Genomic DNA, 19,445 nt, shown 5'->3' on the forward strand with positions numbered 1-19,445 from the left:
ATCTCTCTGTCTTCCCATATATAACGCTACGTTAAGGCTTGCACCGCCCCCGCTCGCTCTTTAGGATCGCTCCCAGCTTATCGATATGGCCCCTTTGGGCACCTATTTAAGGAATTCGTACCTTGTCTCTCTCTATCGAGGCGCTGCGCCGCCGTCTCTCTGCCTGCATGAATCTCGACGCCCGCCGCCTCTCCAGCCGTCTGCACGGGGTCAAGAAGCTGCCTGAAGGCAAACAGGCCGCCGTACTGGAGACCATCGCCGCTGATTTGGCCGTCGCCGAAGTGCGTTATCAAACCCGTCTGGCCGGAGTGCCCAAGGTCACTTATCCTGACAACCTGCCAGTGAGCCAGAAGCAGGCGGAGATCGCCAAGGCCATTCAAGAACATCAAGTGGTGATCATTGCAGGGGAAACAGGCTCGGGCAAAACCACCCAGATCCCCAAGATCTGTCTGGCGCTTGGGCGTGGGGTCAAGGGCTTCATCGGCCACACCCAGCCGCGCCGTCTGGCGGCCCGCACTGTGGCGGCCCGTATTGCCGAGGAGATGGAGTCCGAACTCGGTCACTACGTGGGTTACAAGGTGCGCTTTACCGATCAGGTGAGCGAGCAGACCCACATCAAGCTGATGACTGACGGTATTTTGCTGGCGGAGATCCAGAACGACCGGATGCTCACCCAGTACGACACCATCATCATCGATGAGGCCCACGAGCGCAGCCTCAATATCGACTTCATTCTGGGCTATCTCAAGCAACTGCTGCCCAAGCGCCCCGATCTCAAGGTGATCATCACCTCGGCCACCATAGACCCGCAACGTTTCTCCCGCCATTTCAACAAGGCGCCGGTGATCGAGGTCTCCGGTCGCACTTATCCGGTGGAGGTGCGCTACCGTCCGCTATTTGTTGATAAAAAAAGCAGTGACAAGAGCGAAGGTCTTGAAGAGCGCGACGAACTGCAGGGGATCTTCGACGCGGTGGAAGAGCTGGCCCGCGAGGGGCTCGGGGACATTCTTATCTTCATGAACGGCGAGCGGGAGATCCGCGATACCGCCGATGCCTTGCGCAAGCTCAATCTGCGCGACACCGAGGTGCTGCCGCTCTACGCCCGCCTCTCCAACGCCGAGCAGAACAAGGTGTTCCAGCCCCATGCTGGGCGGCGCATCGTGCTTGCCACCAACGTGGCGGAGACCTCGCTGACGGTGCCGGGCATTCGCTACGTCATCGATCCGGGCACAGCCCGCATCAGCCGCTACTCCTGGCGTACCAAGGTGCAGCGCCTGCCCATCGAGCCGGTCTCCCAGGCCAGCGCCAACCAGCGTAAAGGGCGTTGCGGTCGGGTGGCGGACGGCATCTGTATCCGCCTCTACTCGGAGGAGGATTTTAACAGCCGCCCTGCCTTCACCGACCCCGAGATCCTGCGCACCAACCTGGCCTCCGTCATCCTGCAGATGCTGGCGCTCGGCCTTGGCAATATGGAGGCTTTCCCCTTCGTCGAGCCACCAGAGTCGCGCCATATCAAGGACGGCCTGACCCTCTTGAAGGAGCTGGAGGCGGTGCGCGAGCTGCCCGCCACCGGCGAGCGCGAAGCCAAGTTGCAGCTGACCGAGACCGGTCGCCAGCTCTCGCGCATCCCCCTTGATCCGCGTTTGGCGAAGATGGTGATCAGCGCGGCGCAGACCGGCTGCTTGAGCGAGGTGATGGTGATCACTGCGGCCCTCAGCATTCAGGATCCCCGCGAGCGGCCCATGGAGAAGAAGCAGGCCGCCGACGAACAGCACAGGCGCTTTGAGGACAAGGATTCCGACTTCCTCGCCTTCGTCAATCTGTGGAACTACCTGAAAGAGCAGCAGGATGCCCTTGGCAGCAACCCGTTCCGCCGCATGTGCCAGAAGGAGTTTCTCTCCTACCTGCGGGTGCGCGAATGGCAGGATATCCATTTCCAGCTGCGTCAGACGGTGAAAGAGCTTGGTTTTAAAGCCAACCATGAACCGGCAGATTTCAAGACGGTGCATTGCGCGCTGTTGACCGGCCTTTTGAGTCATATCGGCAACAAGGATTTGGAAAAGCCCGAGTTCCTCGGTGCTCGCAATGGCCGTTTCCACCTCTTCCCGGCCTCGGGTCTGTTCAAGAAGCCGCCCAAGTGGGTGATGGCCGCAGAATTGGTGGAAACCTCGCGCCTCTACGCCCGTATCAACGCCAAGATTGAGCCCGAGTGGGTGGAGCCGCTGGCGGGCCATCTCATCAAGTTGCACCACAGCGACCCCCACTGGTCGAAGAAAAATGGCGCCGTGATGGCCAAGGAGAAGGTGACCCTCTATGGTCTGACTCTGGTCAATGAGCGCACCATCAACTTCAGCCGCATCGATCCGGCGCTGTGTCGTGAGCTGTTTATCCGCCGCGCGCTGGTGGAGGGAGATTTCGAGACCCGTCACCGTTTCTTCAGCGATAACCGCAAGCTCTTGGCCGAGGTGGAGGCGCTGGAGCACAAATCCCGTCGGCGCGACATCCTGGTGGATGACGAGGACTTGTTCCGCTTCTACGATGCTCGTTTGCCGGAGGAGGTGATCTCCTCCCGCCACTTCGACAAGTGGTGGAAAGAGGCGCAAAAGCGGGATCCCGAACTGCTCAACTTCGAGAAAGAGATGCTGATGAAGGGGGATGCGGCCCACATCAGCGATCTCGACTACCCCAACTTCTGGCAGCAGGGGCGCCTCAAGCTCAAGTTGACCTATCAGTTCGAGCCGGGGGAGGCGGCGGATGGCGTGACCCTGCATATTCCGCTGCCGCTCCTGAATCAGGTGGAGGTGAAGGGGTTCGAGTGGCTGATCCCCGGGCTGCGCCATGAGCTGTTGGTGGCCCTCATCAAGTCGATGCCCAAGCCGATGCGCAAGAACTTCGTGCCGGCGCCAAACTATGCCGATGCGCTGCTTGCCAGCATCAAGCCCGAACAGGGACCGCTGCTGGACGAGATGGAGCGTCAGCTTCGCCGCATGACCGGTGTCACCGTACCTCGCGAATCCTGGGACTGGGCTGCGGTACCCGATCACCTGAAACTCACCTTCCGAGTGGTGGACGACAAGCACAAGAAGGTGGCGGAAGGCAAAGATCTGGAAGCCTTGAAAGAGTCGCTGCGTGGCAAGGTGCAGGAGACCCTGTCGCAAGTGGCGGACGATGACATCGAACAATCCGGTCTCACCCTGTGGAGCTTTGGCGAGCTGCCGCAAGAGTACAGCCAGAAGCGGGGCGGCTTCGAGGTGAAAGCCTATCCGGCGTTGGTAGACGAGAAGGATTCGGTAGCCATCCAGCTGATGGAGAGCCCGGTGGTGCAACAGCAGCTGATGTGGGCCGGTCAGCGCCGGCTGGTGCTGCTCAACGTGCCATCGCCCATCAAGTATCTGCAGGAGAAGCTGCCCAACAAGGCCAAGCTCGGGCTCTATTTCAACCCGTTTGGCAAGGTGGCGGAGCTGATTGACGACTGCATTGCCTGTGGCTGCGACAAGCTGATCGAGCAGCATGGCGGGCTGGCTTGGGACGAGGCCGGTTTCGAGGCGCTCAAGGAGTATGTTCGCGCCGAGCTCAACGATGCGGTGGTGGAGGTGGCCAAGCAGGTGGAAGCCGTGCTGACGCTCTCCCATGAGATCAAGAAGCGGCTCAAGGGCAAGATGCAGCTCGACACCGCCTTTGCCATGTCAGATATCCAGCAGCAGCTCGGCAACCTTATTCACAAGGGCTTTGTCACCGAGACCGGCTGGCAGCGGCTGCCTGACTTGCTGCGTTACCTGCGGGCCATCGAGCGACGTCTGGAGAAGCTGGCCATCGATTCCAACCGGGATCGGGTCTACATGCTCAAGGTGCACAGTGTGGAGTCGGAGTACAAGGCGCTGCTGGCCAAGATCCCCAAATCCCAGCTGGTGCCCACCGAGGTGGCCAATATCCGCTGGATGATCGAGGAGCTGCGGGTGTCGTTCTTCGCCCAGAATCTGGGCACCCCTTATCCGGTCTCCGATAAACGGGTGCTTAACGCCATCGCTCAGTGCTAAGCTGCTATCTAACTGTTTTAACAGCATGATAGCGCGTGATAAGAAGGGGTTGCCGGTCAGGTAGCCCCTTCAAACCGCAAGTCAGGGAGGCAAGGATGCTGGGGGTCTGGTTGAGTGTGGCGCAGGTGGTGATCAGCGGTTATCAACCCATTGCGGAACAAACCTGGGTGCAGTTGAACCCGGAATATTACCCGCTGGCGCGCACGCCACCAGCGATGTTTGTGGCCTGGCGTGGCAATCAGTTTCCGCCGCTGGCCCAAAAGCAGAAGCATGGTCGCTGGCAGATCCTCTTTCCCGCTCGGCTGGTCCCCCCTTTCGATCTGTTCGAGGGGGAGGCGCAGCTCTCCAAAACCTATCTGGCAAGACTGCGGCGCATCGACGAGATGGCTTACGGGGTCGCCCCCGGCCAGGTCGCTGCAACCGTGCAGCATGGCAGTGTTTCACCTTTTGAGCCATCGCAACCCATAGCGCCCTTTATCGCCGAGTTCAACGTTCCTCGTGCCATGCCGGTTCAGTTGGCGGTCGCCCCCCGCTACGAAGCAGAGCCATTGCTGGCGTTGCTTGGTGCCGCAGTTGGCGAGAGGGGGAGTCGCAGTGATGGTCTGCTGGCGGCCAGCGTGTCATCTGATAGCACCACACTGACACTCTCTGCGCCGGCGGTTGGCGAGGGGCGCTCAGTGTGCCATCGGGTCGCGGCGGGTGAGACGCTGTGGCGCATCGCCAATCAGCTATCCAGCAGGGTGGGGGCAGATACTTACAGCTATCTGCTGGCCTTGGCCGCAGAAAACAGGGCGGGCCTCGGTAACAGTATCCGGGTCAAAACCGGGGAGGGGCTCTACTGTCCTCGCGCCGAGACGCTTGCGCAGTTTGATGCGTTGAGTCCGGCCCAGCGGCAACAGCAATTTGCTCGTCTTGAGCAGGGGCGTTAAAGCGCGGGATGAGCCTTGTATCCGCTATTGGCCCATGGTAGTATTCGCGCTCGTTTTGCGAGGTGCTGACCGGTCGCAGTTTGCACCATACATTCCTTTAAAAGAGATACATACTATGTCTTTCGTATTCCAAGCTGAAGTCCGTTCTGACCTGGGGAAAGGTGCGAGCCGCCGCCTGCGTCAAGCTGACCAAGTTCCTGCCATCGTTTACGGTGCAGGCAAAGAAGCCCAGTCCATCACTGTTGACCACAAGAAATTCATCCTGGCCCAAGAAAAGCCGGAATTCTATGAGTCCGTACTGACTCTGGTTATCAACGGCGAAGAAGTTAACGTGAAAGTGAAAGCTATCCAGCGTCACCCGGTACGTTACAAGCTGGTTCACCTGGACTTCGTTCGCGTTTAATCACGAACCGTCAGGTAGCAGAAAAGCCACTCTCAGGAGTGGCTTTTTGTTATCTGAAGCATGAGAAGGGGATCTCACGGCCCCCTTCTTTAACGACCCAGTTGCTGCAATGCCTGTTGACAGCGCCGCTCCGCGGCATCCAGCTCCAGCAGCACCATCCTGATATCTTCCATCTGCTGCTGCAGCGTCTCCCGCTTTTCGGTAACCAGCCCGAGCATGGTTTGCAGCTGGGTGCGGCTGCTCTTGTCGGCATCATAAAGATCAAACAACTCCCGGATCTCGGCCAGACTGAAACCGAGCCGCTTACCACGCAGGGTCAACTTGAGACGAACCCGATCCTGCTTGCTGTAGATGCGGGTCTGCCCTTCTCTGGCGGGATTGAGTAACCCTTGATCCTCATAGAAACGGATGCTACGCGTCGTAATATCAAATTCCCGAGCCAGTTCACTGATGCTGTAGCTCCGGGCTTCATCCTTGTTTTTGTTCATATAAACTTCTTGGCGAGCTAAATCCTGCTGGCACCTTACCTAAACGTAAACTGCACTGCAACTCTTGTTCCCATGGCATAGAAAACCTATGTTATGACCAGGTAACTAAAAGAGGCGGGCAAATGGATATTGCAATTGTGGCGGCAAAACGTACGCCAATGGGGGCGTTTCAAGGGGCACTGGCAGAGGTGGCGGCCCCGGAGCTGGGGGCCTGTGCCATTGCCGCTGCGTTGGCACAGGGCGGGCTTGTTCCCGAGCAGATCGATGAAGTGTTTATGGGCAATGTGCTCTCGGCAGGTGTGGGACAAGCGCCGGCAAGGCAGGCGATGTTAAAAGCGGGATTGCCAGAGAGTGTGCCTGCTACCACGGTCAACAAGGTGTGTGGCTCCGGCATGAAGGCGGTGATGCTGGCGGCAGATTCCCTTCGTCTGGGCGATAACAAGGTTGTGGTGGCTGGGGGGATGGAGAGCATGAGCAGGGCCCCCTATCTGCTGGATAATGCCCGCAATGGTTTTCGGATGGGCCATCAACAGCTGTTTGATCACCTTTTCCTCGACGGATTGCAGGATGCCTATGATGGCCAGTTGATGGGAATACACGCCCAGCGCAGCGCCGATCATGCCAGTTTGACCCGCATTGCCATGGATGAGTTTGCCCTTGCGTCGTTGCAGCGTGCCCGCGCTGCGCAGCAAGCCGGCGCGTTTGCATCCGAGCTGGCAAGTGTCTATCGCGGTGATCGCTTGTTGCTGGCCGAAGACGAACAACCGGGCAAAGGGAGGCCGGAGAAGATCCCGACCCTGAAGCCTGCATTTGGTAAAGATGGCACCATTACGGCGGCCAATTCGAGCTCCATCTCGGACGGCGCGGCGGCGCTGATATTGATGGATGGTGCCACTGCGCAAGCTTGGCAGGTACCTGTACTGGCGCGGATCGTCGGTTATCAGAGCCATGCGGCATTGCCGGCCGAGTTCACTTCCGCTCCCGTTGGCGCAATATCCAGACTGCTGGCTCGTCTCGACTGGTCAGTGGATGAGGTTGACCTGTTCGAAGTCAACGAAGCCTTTGCCATGGTCACCATGCTGGCCATGAGCGGGTGCGGGATCCCCCATCACAAGGTGAATGTTCATGGTGGCGCCTGCGCATTGGGTCACCCGCTTGGCGCGAGTGGAGCACGTATTCTGGTGACGCTGATCTCGGCATTGAGGTTGCGGAGAGGGAGACGAGGCATTGCGTCTCTTTGTATCGGTGGCGGAGAGGCGACCGCTATTGCGGTAGAGATCCCTTAATCGCCGGTATCCATCGCTTGCAGTTGCTCGTTCACCCAGGTCGTTGCCGCGAGATAAAGGTGGCTTACCTTATCTTCATTCAACCCCAGGCGGGCTGTTCGGGCCGTGACTTTGGGCCAGTTGGCATTCTCGTAGTCTTCACAAAATGCGAGATAGAAACCGAGAGTGCCTTTGCGCTCGAGCAGCGCCAGCCGGATATCCTCGATCAGGGGGATAGTCCCCAGCAGCTTGTCCATCGGCTGCTCCATAAGCACATCCAGTAGCGAAAAGAGACCGGTGATAAACGCTTGCTGAGCCTGCAGGGTCGGCGCATGGGTATGCGCCAGCAACTCGCAGAAACGGGCACGGATCATCGACATCTGGTAGAGCTCGGCACTTTTCCCCTTGCCTGCACTGGTCGCAGCCACCAGTGAAACAAAACGCTTTAGCTGGGTATTGCCCAAGTATATCGCAGCCTGGCGAAACGAGGAGATGGGGTTGGCATGGCCTTTGAGATGATTGACATAGCGCAGCAACTTGAGTGACAGAGAGATATCCTGGCTGAGCAGTTGCTCGATCTTGTTGATATCGGGTTCTGTCTCGTTGACCACATTGAGCAACTGCATGACCACGACCTGGGCGGGCTCCATAGTGGCTTGTTTGACCATCTCGGGGCGGCTGAAGAAAAAGCCCTGAAACAGCTGGATCCCCAGCTTTTTGGCTCGTTCGAACTCAGCCTTGTCCTCAACTTTTTCTGCCAGATAGGTGAGTCCCAGCGCCTGATGGCGCTTGATGAACACCCTGATCTGCAACAGGGGCGTGTCACGCAGATCAAACTTGATGATGTGGATAAACGGGAGGAAGCGCTCCCAATCCGGCGACATGGTGAAGTCATCGAGTGCCAGCTGATAGCCCAGTTTGTGCAACTGCTTCACCTTTTCCAGCAGGGCATCATCCGGAGGGGCATCCTCCAGAATTTCGATCACCACCTTTTCGGGTGGCAGGCACTCGGCCAGTCCTTCCAGTAACAGTGAGTGGGGAAAATTGATAAAGCAGGGGCGGCCACCCAACAGCTGATCGATATTCTGTTGCAGAAACTGCTCGACCACCAACCGGGAGGTGGCTTGTTGTGAGGAGATGCTCGGGAAGACATTATTCAGGCTATCGCGAAAGAGCAGCTCATAGGCATGGGTATTGAGGTCTCTGTCGAGGATCGGCTGTCTGGCTACGTAGGAATACATGCCTTGCTCCAGTATGGGTACTGGGTTGATTTTATGGTGTTGCAGAACACTATGCCAGTTTTGACCCTGTTCGGTAAGGCAATAATTGGCATAGTGTTTTTCTGCAGGGAGGGAACTTAGAAGAGATAACTCATTTGGGCGCCAGCCAGCCAGGCATCTCCCTCGGAGGTGCCCTGGAAGGTGGAGGTGCTCTGCGGGTTGCCCGGTTGCAACTCCATTTTTTCAGTAACATCAACCTTCTTGCCATCGATCAGGGTTAACCCCAGATCCATGGTCAGGTTGGGGGTGAACTGATAACCCATCCCCAGGCTGTACCAGATCCGGTCGGCATCAGGAATGGAGATAGTACGGCGATCCGCTGGTACCGGGCTCGCATCGTAAGCAACTCCCGAGCGCAGCTGCCACTGGGGAGTCAGTTGATAGGTCATCCCGATCGCATAGCGCCAGCTATCTTCCCAGTGTTCATCCTTGATATGCATGTTGGGCAGTGTATCCAGATCGGCTTCCAGCTGGACAAATTTGCTCCAGTTGGTCCAGTTCAGGCTGCCATGGATCGCCAGTTTTTCGGTCAGCTGGTGAAATGCAGCAAGCTCTGCCGTTGCGGGTAGCGGAAGATCCAGAGAACCTGTGTCTTTTAGCTCCTTGCCGTTGGGCAGGCCAAGAATGGCATCACCCGAGAGTGTCAAATTGACATCGTGGCGGTATGAGAGCCCAATCCGGGTTTGCTCCGACAACTCCAGCAAGGTGCCGACATTCCAGCCCCATGCCCAGCCATCCCCTTGCAGATGTTTTGCTATCAGATTGCGAGAGGGGAAGGTGCCACCGACTTCGCCCTCGCCCTGAATAGCAGAGATCCCTGCGCCAATTGACCACATCTCATTGATGCGATAGGCAAGAGAGGTTCCCAAATCCATGGTCTTGATATCGGAAACATTGCCAAAGTGGCCGGCACTGTAGTTATCCGGCATCTTGATGCCAAGACCATAGTAAGAGGTGGCCGAGAAGCCGAGGCGCCACTGCTCATTCAGCGGGATGATGAGATAGGCGTTGGGCACCCAGGCCGAGGCCGCGATATCGTGTGCACTCGCATCGGAGGTGACGATGCCGGCTTGCGTCGGCAAACGTGTGTGGCCTTCGATATTGACGTCAGGGCTGACATAGATAGCTCCGCCAGACAGTGCCATCTGATCGAAACGGGTCATGGCTGCGGCATTGCGGGAGAGTACGCTGGCGTTATCCGCAATGGCGGCTTCACCGGCAAAAGCGCGTCCCAGGCCCGTGGCGGATTGTTCAGCCAGCTGGAACCCGGCGGCATGGGTTTGACCCGCGATCACCAGCAGGGCGATGGCGGACGGTTTGATGATGGAATGCATGGGAAAATCCTTGCTGTTACCCGAGGTTTCAATAGGTCATATGGATGGAGGCAGGATTTTATATGGTATGACCAGTAAGGCAACACTCATGGTGGTTATCCGGAGAAAACAAGATTTAATGCTGGGATGATGTAGTCTAATAGCTTGATTGAAAAAGAAAAATAAACACGTGTGTGCTACAGCTGTGCGCTGAAACTGTTTTTTCGGATAAAAAAAGAGCGCCTGTCGGCGCTCTTTTCGGTGGCGTTCTAATCAGAACTTCATATTGAACTGGGCAGAGGCCAGGAAGGCATTGCCGTGGGAGGAGCCTTTCCAACGCAGAGGGTCTGAGTGGTTACGCAGACCTTCGTTGACATCAACCTCTTTACCGTCCAGATAGGCCATACCAAAGTCAATGCTCATATCAGTATTGATATGGTAGGTCGCGCCAGCGCTATACCAGACACGGTCAGAATCCGGGATGCTCAGGCTGCGGTATTCGGGCTCGATTGGGCTGTTGTCATAAGCAAAGCCAATACGCGCTTCCCAAGCCGGGTTGATATACCAGGTACCGCCAATTGAGTAACGAGTAGAGTCTTTAAACTTCTCATCCTTTTGCAGACATACGCCGCCAGCGCATTGGCCGCTGGTTGCTTTCAGCTCCTGGAAGGCACTCCAGTCAGTCCAGTTGACAGAGTAGTGAACGGCGAATTGCTGATTCAAACGGTGATAACCGGCAAACTCGGCCTGAGCAGGGAGATCCAGTTTCAGATTGCCATCAACAGTGCGGTTCCCTGAAGTGAGCCCCTGGAAGTCACCATCAAAGCTCATATCGACCTGTGAACGGTAGGTCAGAGCAAAGCGATGGTTCTCATTGACTTCGTACAGAGTGCCAACGTTCCAGCCAAAGCCCCAGGTATCGCCTTTCAGGTGAGCCAAGCGAGTATCTGTTGCCAGCGGGCCACCCTGGCTCGGTGGGTTCAGCGGACCCAGCAGACCAGCATAGCGGTTGAGTTCGGCAGCACCGTAAACGGCGTTGATACCGGCACCCACACTGAAGTGCTCATTGATGCGATAGGCGATGTTCGGGTTGATATTGAGAGTCATCAGTTCAGTATCACCGGCACCGGCACCAGCCGGGAAGGTTTTGGAGTACTCGGTAGATAGCCCGTAATTTGAGAAGAGGCCGATACCCCAAGCCCACTGGTCATTCAGCGGCTGAATAAAATAAGCGGCAGGAACGAATGCTGACGGAGCAATACCTGATTCGCTGGCAGGAACTGTACCCAGAGGCGTAGCAACGCTGCCATTCACATCGACATCCGGCTTGATGTAGGTGCCGGAGACAGAAACCGCCATCTTTTCGAAGGTGGTCATGGCAGCCGGGTTACGGGCCAGCACGGAGGCGTTGTCGGCGATAGCCGCTTCACCGGCATAGGCGCGACCCAGACCGGAGGCCGAGTGCTCGTTCAACTGGAATGCCGCGGCATGGACTTGACCGGTGGCCAGCGCGATGGTGGCGGCAATCAGGCTCTTCTTGAAAATAGTTGTCGTCATGGTGTTCTCTCTTGTAGGCAGATTTTTTTGCCGATATTGGCTGCACGTTCAATGCAAACCTCGACAAAATCCGTTTTTATTTCAGCTTCTTCCCAATCAATTCTGGCGTGATTCTATGGATCTGGTAGGAGGTAAGAAATCAGACCAGTGACAGCAGAATACATAAAAGTGATCGATGTGTTAATCATTTGTTTTAACTTGCTGTTTAATTCATCATTTTCAGGGTCTAAAGGCGGAATATTGACCTGGATTGCCGATCTCCGTCACAAAAATAATTTTGTCAATTTTTCGAAATCTTGAGGCAAATGAGTGACAAAGGGGAGTAAACAGGGAGGGAACAGGCAGCGTCTCGTGACCGCCGCCTGCTATTGAGGATGGCTCTGAGGTTGTTAACCAGCGATGTTAAATGTCCCACTGCAGACGTGACTGCAGGGCGTTGGCAACAGGGGCAAGTGGCTCTTTCATCTCGCCAATCAGTACCATATTGGCGCCTTTGAGCTGGACTATCTCCCCTTTGAGGGTGCCATCATCAAAGGTGTCCTGTTGCAGGGTTAATGGCACATGTTTGGGCACTAAAAAGAGAGTGACTGGCCCCATCTTTCCCTGGATCACCATGTGCAAGGCCGGTCCCTGATAAAACGAGCAGTGATTGACATAGGTCACCTTAAGCCCATCCATCCCGCTTAAGGTGGCGCCATACTTCTCCATCTTGGCATTGATGCTATGCAGATTGACCTGCTCATCGACACCTTCAATAAAGGGTTCTTCACCATAGACATGAGCCATCGCCACCTGTGCGAGGGAGAGGGCCGCAGGAGCCGTTTCTGGCAGCGTGATCCAGCGGGTGCTCATTCCCAGCAGGAAGGCGACCGATGCAGCCAGGGCGATCTGGCGCCAGGATGTCGATGTCCGGATCTTGACCGGTGCCGTGCCAAGGGGGCGGGATGGCGGCATATCATCTGGCGCGTCACTGTCTTGCAGCATGGCTTGCCTGAGCAGGATCCGCTCGGCCAGTCCGGCGGGAACCTCTACCTGCATGGTGCGCTTGAGGCTTCTGTCGAACTGCTTCATCTCGTCGAGGTAGTTCCGATTGGCCTGGCTTGCTTCAGCAGTTTTGAGAAAGTCCGGTTGTTGATCGTTGGGCTGGATCATGGCGTTGCGGCGAAATTCGAGTTCATCCATGTCCGTGTCCTCTTGCTTGGTTCTTCTGCTCCATCGCCTCCTTGATCTGGTTGCGGGCGCGAAACAGTCGGGTCATAACGGTGTTCTTGTTGAGGCCGAGCATCTCGGCAATCTCCTCACCACTGAATCCTCCCACGACTTGCAGCAGCAGTGGCTCCTGATACTCCTCGGGCAACCGGGCGATGTGACGGTGCAACCACTCGTTCTCCATCTCCTGTTCGCTGTGCAGCGCATCGTGCTGGGGTTGAGGGTGATCGTCGAGATCAATCAGTTCCAGCTGTTTGCGTTCAAAGCGGCGGGCGTTTTCCCGTCTGAGGATGGTGATCAGCCACCCTTTGGCTGCCTTGTCATCCTGCAGGGTGTCGATAGCCTTCCATGCTCGCAGAAAGGTCTCTTGCACCAGATCTTCCGCTACGTTGGGATCCCGGGTCAGCCAGTAGGCATACCGGTATAGATCGCCGTGCAGCGCATGAACCAGTGCTTCAAATTTGGTTTGTTTGTCAGCCATGGGATCAGAGACCGGCGAAATGGCCGGATCATTTCCACCAATATGCTGCTGAGCACGTTTTTTTCTAAAAAACAGCAGTGCCATAGAGCAATCCTTGTCAGGGGGCGTGGCGGCGGAAGCGGTAACTCCCGTGCGCCAGCAGGTAAATCAGGTGCGCAATACCGGCAGCTTCATCTGCCCTGAGGGTACGCGCCAGAGCGCGCCACTCGATGGGGGGGCCAGAAGAGGGTCGTGAAAAACAGGCTCGCTCGAGTGCGGCTAGCGCGTTGCCGAGCCGATTATGCCCAGCGTCAGGCAACTGGCCTAATTGATAATAGGAGACCTGCCAGCGCAAGGTCGCCCACCGGATCAGCGTCTTGCGACTGGCATCCGGCTGGTGTCGGGCAAGGGCTCGTTGCAGTTGATAGAAGGCGCGCCAGCGGGGCCCGTTGCGCCATAGCGTACGCAGCGTTATGGCCAGCACGACCCACCAAAGGCTCTCTCGCAGTGCCACCTGCGATGTCTGCTGATCAGGTTGCCGATTTGTCGTTGCCTGAAACGTCAGCGTGATGGCGGGCAGGCTGGCCTGCTCAATCCGGCCACTTTGGGTATTAAACCAGGGCAGATCAATGGGGGGCAGCTGGTAGTCGCCGCTCTGCTCCGCGACCAGAGTCTGGCGCCACTGTCGCTCAAACAGCAGCTTGCCATCTCGGTAACGCTCCTGCTGTTGCTCGCCATCGGGATGTGCCTGTATGCCGCTTGGCAGTTGATGGGCCATCAGGGGGGCAAGCTGGATCTGGCCGCTGTCACCATTTTCCATGGTCAGGGTGAGGATCCGGATCAGCGGTTCACCCACTTCCCCCTTGGAGGCCGGTTCAAGCCGTTGACTCAGGGTCAGCCGGGTGGCCACCGGCGTGGCGGGGGCCTTGTCGACCCTCACCTCGAGCGGTGCCGCGCGGGCCGAGAGTTTTTGCGGCTTGCTCCCCTGCTGCGTGAGCTGCCCCTGCAAGCGGGGTGAGTCGAGGAGCCATAGCCCAGGCGCTTTTGCCTGAACGAGCCAGCTGCGGGTGAGCCGGCCTGGTAGACCAGCCTGAGCGGGGGCGATCCACTCGTCGCTACCGAGGCGACGGATGGTGAAGCTAGCAGAGCTGAGTTCGCTCAGCGCCGGGTTTTGCATACTGGTGGGCAGCCACAGTGTCAGCCGGTAGATCACCGGCTGGCCGGGATAGAGCGGGCCCTGATGATCAAGGCTGGCCTGCATCTCGAGGGGCGAGGGGGCTGCGGGTTGCGGTAGTGCCGCTGTTTTCACCTCTCTCAATGGCAGGGTGAGCGAGGGGGTGAACTCATTTCCCAGCTTGAGCGGGGCAATCACCACCTCGGTATTTGCGGTTGAATTGCTCTGGTGCAGCGGGATCTGCCAGCGAGTCAGTTGTTGTACCGGGGTCGTGACCCGGCTCATGGTCACTCTGCCCACTGCAAATTGGCGCAGTAGGGGGGAGATCTCCAGCTCGTTGCTCTGGCGCTCGCCATCCGCTTCGATGATCAGCAGCCAATCGCTGGGGTCAGCCCCCGGCAGCAGCTCTGCCCGGGGGGGTAAGGCCCAGCAAAGTGGACTCGCCAGTGCGAGCAACAACCCCCATCCTGCCCGCGTCACCAGGGCTCCTCCACCTTGATAAGATCCCGGCGCAGCGCCTCTTTACGCAGTCGCTGCTCCAGTAGCAACACCGGGGGAGAGGAGGGCAAGGGCATTGCCGTCGCCTGCTGAGCTGCCGATGGTTCGGGCTGCTTGCTGTTGCTGGTATCGGGAGCGGCCGCCGCTGTGCCCTGTAACAGAGAGAGGTTATAGAGCGCATCTTCATGGCCGGGTTCCAGTGCCAGGGCCGCCAGATAGGCCTCCTTGGCCGCGGCAAACTCCCCCAGCTGCAGCAGGGCATTGCCGCGGTTGTAGTGGGCGGTGGCACTCGCCGCTTCCTGATAGGCTGAGATGGCTTGCCGGTAGGCACCAGCTCGATACCAGGCGTTGCCGCGCCAGACTGGATCGTTGAAGGTGCGGGCTGCCCGCTGAAAATCCCCCTCTTGATAAGCCTGCATCGCTTGCAGGTCTCCCCTCTCTGCCGCTTGCAGGTCTTGTGGCGCAAGCAGCTGAGCACCCACCATCAGCGCCATCATCAACCGGGCGCCGACTCTGGCCAGCAAGGCCAGTGGTAACAAGGGGATCAGCAGCCAGGGGCCAAGATCCAGTGGTGCCGGGGTGAGGGCCGAGGTCGTGGTGGGGAGGGAAGCAAAGCGGGGTGTGTTGCTGCCAAGCCACTGCAGCTCACCGCCGAGGCGATTGGCCAGTGCGGCAATGGCCTGACTATCGGGGGCGGGCAACTGCGCGGGCATGCGGGCGGCAAACCCCAACTCATTGGCCGGAATGGCGGGCATGGGGGCCGGTTGACCACTGCTGGCAAGCAGAATATCGAGGCGTGCCGACTGGGTGTCGCGGCAAAGAAGGCGTTGCTGGCAGGGCCACAGGGCGGCGATTTGGGTCATCTGATTCCGGGTGAGGTCGTCGGTGATCAGCAGCAGACGCGCTTGTTCTCCAGGGGCCAGCTGCTTCATGGCAAGTTCCACCGCCCGTGCCGGGTTGCTGCCCTGCAGCGGCATGATATCGGGGCGCAAGTCGGGCAGCAGCAGCGAAAGGGCTTGATGATCCCGGGTGGGCGGCATGGCGAGGTAGGCATCGCCTGCGTAGAGGATCAGCGCGATGCGCTCGCCCTGAGCACGGCTCAGCAGTTGCTGCAACTGCCACCTGACCCGGGTCGCCCGATCCGGTTTGAGGTCGGTGGCGGTCATCGAGCGTGACAAGTCCAGCAGCCAGATATCGAGCGGCGCTGCAGGCTGCTGTTGCAGCTCGCCGCGCAGTGCCGGTCCGCTCAGAGCCAAAATGACGGGCAGTGTCGCCAACCAAAGCCAGGGGCGTTGAGGGTGGGATGCTGGCAGCAGATAAGCCTGCATCGCAGGTGCGAGCAGCGTGGGCTTGCGACGACGGCGCCACCCTTGCCAGAGCCAGGGGATGAGTGCGATCAGCCACAGGGGGCGGAGCAAGATCAACTCCATCTGCGTGCGCCTCGTGTCAGCCAGCTACGCACCATGCGAAACTCCAGCCTGCCGTGCCCTGATGGCAGAAGCAGCAAGCCACAAAGCAGTGCCAACGGCCAGGGGTAGAGCTCGATCACCGGCTGGTACTGGGCAATCGGCATGGGGGCAGGTTCAAGGGCATTGATGGTCACGTTGATGGCATCGAGATCGCTCTGGGTGCGTGCCCGAAAGTAACGCCCTTGGCCTGTCTGTGCCAGCTCTTTCAGGAGCGGCTCGTCCAGTTCGCTGCTGGGATCGGCCTGACCGCTGCCCGCCTCATCGTAGGGTTGAATAAAGGTATCGGGATCGGCCCCGACCCCCAGCGTGTAGATCCGTATTCCCTGCGCTGCGGCGAGTTTTGCCTCCTGCAGCGGGTCGGCATTGCCTGCGGTATTGCGGCCATCAGTGACCAGCAGCAGGGCGGTGGGGCGACCCGGATCTCCATGCTGACGTGCCAGCTGGATGGCTTCGCCAAGGGCGGTGGTTCGGCCGACAAGATCAAAATCGAGCTCGTCGCTCAAGGTCAACAGCGCCGGGATCTCCTGAGTGAGGGGAGAGAGCAGGTAGGCGTGATCGGCAAAGACAATGAGGCCCACCCTGTCTCCGGCCCGTTTGGCGATCAGCGTCTTGATCTGCTGGCGCACCGCCGTTAGCCGTGCTTGCTGCTCGCCGTTATCGAGCATATCAGGGGTGCGCATGCTGTCTGACAGATCCACCGCCAGCAGCAGATCCCGACTCCCTTCATATTGAATAACCGGTTCTCCCCACCACTGGGGGCGGCAGAGGGCGAGGATAAGGGCGCACCAGAGCAGCATGGCGCGCCAGAGCGGTAATCCGGCCTGAGGACGCAGCAGCGCAAACCCGGGGTGAGCCAGATAGCCGCGGCGCAGGGGCGGCAAGCCGAAGCGCACCAGCAAGGGCAGTACCAGCGCCAGCGCAAACCAGGGCCAGGCCAGGATCATGAATGCCTCCGTGCGGTTTTACGCCCCGAGCGGGGAGAGCGTTGCAAGAAGAGGGTCTGACCCCAGCGGCGATAATGTTGCCGCAGTTGTTCGCTCTGCTCGCGAGTCGGGTTCTGGCTGCCATAGAGCCAACTGCTCCAGTGAGACGAAAACTGGCTAAAATTGCTGCCGCCGTGACGATCGACGAAGGCGAGCCACGCCTCTCCCTGCAATTGGCGCGCCTCGGGCCAGCGTTGCAGTGCTTCATGACGCAGGGCCTCCTGTATGCGTGCCACCAGCAGCGCCGGATCTCCCTCCAGCTGATGACACCAGCGGCGGTAACGTATCACTCTCCGGGCAATCAAGACGATCAGCAGCAGCAATAACGCTGTGATCAATAGCCACAGTAGCGCCTGCACTCTGGGATCAAGACTCTGTTCAATCAGATCAGGTCCCGGGTGGATGTCGCGCATCAGGGCGGCCAGCGGCGGAGTGATGGCGTCGGAGGCTGGACTGGCGCTGTCGAGTTCGGCGGGCGAGATCATCCCTGATGACATAGCCCCTCCTGCCACTGCTGTTGCAGCGTCTGGCTGTTATCGAGCAGATAGAGGCGCTGCACCAATGGCAACAGCAACTGCTTGCCGTGGGCCAGCTGCTGCTCGGCGGCATGCCGGTAGCGCTGGGAGAAACCGGCATGGCTCCCATCCAGCCAGCCCTGATAGTGCTGCCCTGGCCGATCGATAGCCACTGGCAGCTGGCCGTCAGGGGGAAGGGCTGCCTCGAGGGGGTCACGGATCTGCCAATAGTGAATATCGTGGCGGCGGGAGAGCAGTTGCAATTGCTGACAGAGCGCCGACTCGCAGGATCTGTGATCGGTGATGATCGTCAGCTTGGCACCGTGAGGCAGCTTCACGCCGGACAAGGTGTCGCCCAGCGAGTGAGAAAGCGCCCGGCGGGCCAGCCCTTGCTGATAGTGATGGCAGAGGGATTCGAGCAGGGGCAGCACGCTGCCGCGCTGGCTCTGGTGATTTGGGATAAGCCCGTGGTAAATCAGGGTGTTGTGCAGCTTCTCCCCTTGCCAGATCAGGGCTGCAGCCAGCTCGCACCCCAGTCGCGCCTTGAGCTGCAGTGTGGAGCCGAAATACATGGCGGGAGAGAGATCGAGCAGCAGCCAGTGCGCCTGATCCAGCTCCTCGCTATAGAGGCGGGTATAGGGACGACCGAGGCGTGCGGTCACTCGCCAGTCGATATGGCGTACCTCGTCACCAGCCTGATAGGCGCGCAGCTCCCGAAACGTGAGTCCGGGAGAGCGGCCCGGTTTGCCGCGTTCGCTGCTGCTTCTGCCTGCGTGAGGTGGCTTCCTGGCCTTGGCCCATAGCCGGATATTGAGCAGCCGTGGCAGCGACAGGGCGATATCGGGATGCAGACCGGGTTCTAGGGGCATGGCACCTGATCCAGCAGTTGAGCGATCAGGATATCGTTATCCAGATTGTCGGCCAGTGCCTGATAGCTGGGAATAAGGCGGTGGCGCATCACCGGATAGGCTTGCAGCTGGATATCTTCCGGTAGCACATAATCTCGTCCGGCAAGCCAGGCTCGGGCGCGGGCGGAGCGAGCCAGCCCCAGCGTAGCCCGAGGGCTGGCCCCCACGGCAATCAATGGCTCAAGGGCAAGGCAAAGGCCGCTGCCCGGGCGAGTGGCGCAGACCAGCTCCACCAGATAGTGCTCCAGTCGGCTTTGCATGGTTACCGCCAGCACTTCGCTGCGGGCACGCTGCAAGCTGGTCTGACTCAGGGTCACTGGTGCCGCGCCAAGCTGTTCGCCGCTGGCGTTGAGCTGCAAGATGGCGAGCTCCATGGTGGGGCTCGGGTAATCCACCATCAACTTGAGCAGAAAGCGGTCGAGCTGCGCCTCCGGCAGGGGATAGGTTCCCTCCTGCTCGATGGGGTTCTGGGTGGCGGCGACCATAAAGAGAGGTGGCAGCCGCCAGCTCTTTTTGCCCACGGTGATCTGGTGTTCGGCCATGGCTTCCAGCAGCGCTGATTGTACCTTGGCTGGCGCCCGGTTGATCTCGTCTGCCAGCACCAGATGGTTGAAGAGGGGGCCTGGCTGGAAAACAAAACTGGCATCCTGCGGGTGAAACACCTCGCTGCCGGTGAGATCGGCAGGAAGCAGGTCGGGGGTAAACTGGATACGGGCAAAGCGCCCTTCGACGGCGCCAGCGAGCGCCTTGACGGCGCGGGTTTTGGCAAGGCCGGGGGCCCCTTCGATTAACACATGTCCTTCACATAACAGGGCAATCAGGAGCCCTTCTATTAGCTCCTCCTGCCCCAGGATCTGACTGCCAAGATAGTCCCTAAGTGCTCTGAACTCGGCCGCTGCCATGCGATAAACCCGTTGTTTTTATGGAAGTTGATCTTTTTATACTCCAGTTGCTCCC

At 58.9% G+C, this 19,445-nt stretch carries 16 protein-coding genes; 4 read left to right on the forward strand and 12 right to left on the reverse strand.

Going from position 1 to position 19,445, the window contains the following annotated elements; genetic code table 11:
• Nucleotides 1–122 precede the first annotated feature (122 nt).
• From hrpA to rplY, 3 genes are all read left to right on the forward strand, one after another.
• Nucleotides 123–4,037 carry an ATP-dependent RNA helicase HrpA gene (gene hrpA, locus G5380_RS01810; protein ID WP_421352281.1) on the forward strand — a complete coding sequence of 1,305 codons (3,915 nt, stop codon included), beginning with the start codon at nucleotides 123–125 and terminating at the stop codon, nucleotides 4,035–4,037.
• Between the two features lie 95 nt (nucleotides 4,038–4,132).
• Nucleotides 4,133–4,966: a hypothetical protein gene (locus tag G5380_RS01815; protein WP_216953527.1), complete on the forward strand. Its 834-nt coding sequence runs from the start codon at nucleotides 4,133–4,135 to the stop codon at nucleotides 4,964–4,966.
• Between the two features lie 115 nt (nucleotides 4,967–5,081).
• Nucleotides 5,082–5,369: a 50S ribosomal protein L25 gene (rplY, locus tag G5380_RS01820; protein WP_005345280.1), complete on the forward strand. Its 288-nt coding sequence runs from the start codon at nucleotides 5,082–5,084 to the stop codon at nucleotides 5,367–5,369.
• Nucleotides 5,370–5,458: 89 nt separating this feature from the next.
• Here rplY and G5380_RS01825 read toward each other — a convergent pair whose 3' ends face one another.
• Entirely contained in the window at nucleotides 5,459–5,857 is a 399-nt protein-coding gene (locus G5380_RS01825; RefSeq protein ID WP_216953528.1) for a MerR family transcriptional regulator, read from the reverse strand.
• A 122-nt stretch (nucleotides 5,858–5,979) separates the two neighbouring features.
• Between G5380_RS01825 and G5380_RS01830 the strand changes: the two genes are divergently transcribed.
• A complete protein-coding gene (locus G5380_RS01830) occupies nucleotides 5,980–7,143 on the forward strand; it encodes an acetyl-CoA C-acyltransferase (RefSeq protein WP_421230896.1) in 1,164 nt (387 codons plus the stop codon).
• Here G5380_RS01830 and G5380_RS01835 read toward each other — a convergent pair.
• The 11 genes from G5380_RS01835 to G5380_RS01885 form a co-directional block, all read right to left on the reverse strand.
• Complete coding sequence (locus G5380_RS01835) at nucleotides 7,140–8,363, reverse strand: EAL and HDOD domain-containing protein (RefSeq protein ID WP_216953530.1); 1,224 nt, start codon at nucleotides 8,361–8,363, stop codon at nucleotides 7,140–7,142. The genes G5380_RS01830 and G5380_RS01835 overlap by 4 nt on opposite strands.
• Nucleotides 8,364–8,479: 116 nt before the next feature.
• A complete protein-coding gene (locus G5380_RS01840; protein ID WP_227342804.1) occupies nucleotides 8,480–9,736 on the reverse strand; it encodes an OmpP1/FadL family transporter in 1,257 nt (418 codons plus the stop codon).
• Between the two features lie 252 nt (nucleotides 9,737–9,988).
• A complete protein-coding gene (locus tag G5380_RS01845; RefSeq protein WP_421352282.1) occupies nucleotides 9,989–11,272 on the reverse strand; it encodes an outer membrane protein transport protein in 1,284 nt (427 codons plus the stop codon).
• 402 nt (nucleotides 11,273–11,674) lie between these two features.
• Nucleotides 11,675–12,454 (reverse strand): DUF3379 domain-containing protein, encoded by a 780-nt coding sequence (locus G5380_RS01850; protein WP_227342808.1) that lies wholly within the window; start codon nucleotides 12,452–12,454, stop codon nucleotides 11,675–11,677.
• Nucleotides 12,447–13,046, reverse strand: coding sequence for a sigma-70 family RNA polymerase sigma factor (locus tag G5380_RS01855; RefSeq protein WP_204479196.1), 600 nt, complete (start codon nucleotides 13,044–13,046; stop codon nucleotides 12,447–12,449). The genes G5380_RS01850 and G5380_RS01855 overlap by 8 nt, the downstream gene beginning before the upstream one ends.
• A 13-nt stretch (nucleotides 13,047–13,059) precedes the next feature.
• Nucleotides 13,060–14,571, reverse strand: coding sequence for a BatD family protein (locus tag G5380_RS01860; RefSeq protein ID WP_204481353.1), 1,512 nt, complete (start codon nucleotides 14,569–14,571; stop codon nucleotides 13,060–13,062).
• Between the two features lie 20 nt (nucleotides 14,572–14,591).
• Nucleotides 14,592–16,043 (reverse strand): VWA domain-containing protein, encoded by a 1,452-nt coding sequence (locus G5380_RS01865; RefSeq protein ID WP_227342812.1) that lies wholly within the window; start codon nucleotides 16,041–16,043, stop codon nucleotides 14,592–14,594.
• Nucleotides 16,034–17,026, reverse strand: a complete 993-nt coding sequence (locus G5380_RS01870) for a VWA domain-containing protein (RefSeq protein WP_204479202.1) — start codon at nucleotides 17,024–17,026, stop codon at nucleotides 16,034–16,036. Before G5380_RS01870 ends, G5380_RS01865 begins: the two co-directional genes overlap by 10 nt.
• A complete protein-coding gene (locus G5380_RS01875) occupies nucleotides 17,023–17,562 on the reverse strand; it encodes a DUF4381 domain-containing protein (RefSeq protein ID WP_227342814.1) in 540 nt (179 codons plus the stop codon). Before G5380_RS01875 ends, G5380_RS01870 begins: the two co-directional genes overlap by 4 nt.
• Nucleotides 17,547–18,449, reverse strand: coding sequence for a DUF58 domain-containing protein (locus G5380_RS01880; RefSeq protein WP_421352283.1), 903 nt, complete (start codon nucleotides 18,447–18,449; stop codon nucleotides 17,547–17,549). Before G5380_RS01880 ends, G5380_RS01875 begins: the two co-directional genes overlap by 16 nt.
• On the reverse strand, nucleotides 18,440–19,390 hold the full coding sequence (locus tag G5380_RS01885) for an AAA family ATPase (protein WP_421254675.1): 951 nt from the start codon (nucleotides 19,388–19,390) through the stop codon (nucleotides 18,440–18,442). The genes G5380_RS01880 and G5380_RS01885 overlap by 10 nt, the downstream gene beginning before the upstream one ends.
• Between the last annotated feature and the right edge of the window lie 55 nt (nucleotides 19,391–19,445).

This window comes from Aeromonas sp. 604443 (assembly GCF_049170315.1).
GTDB classification, from domain to species: Bacteria; Pseudomonadota; Gammaproteobacteria; order Enterobacterales; family Aeromonadaceae; genus Aeromonas; species Aeromonas veronii_A.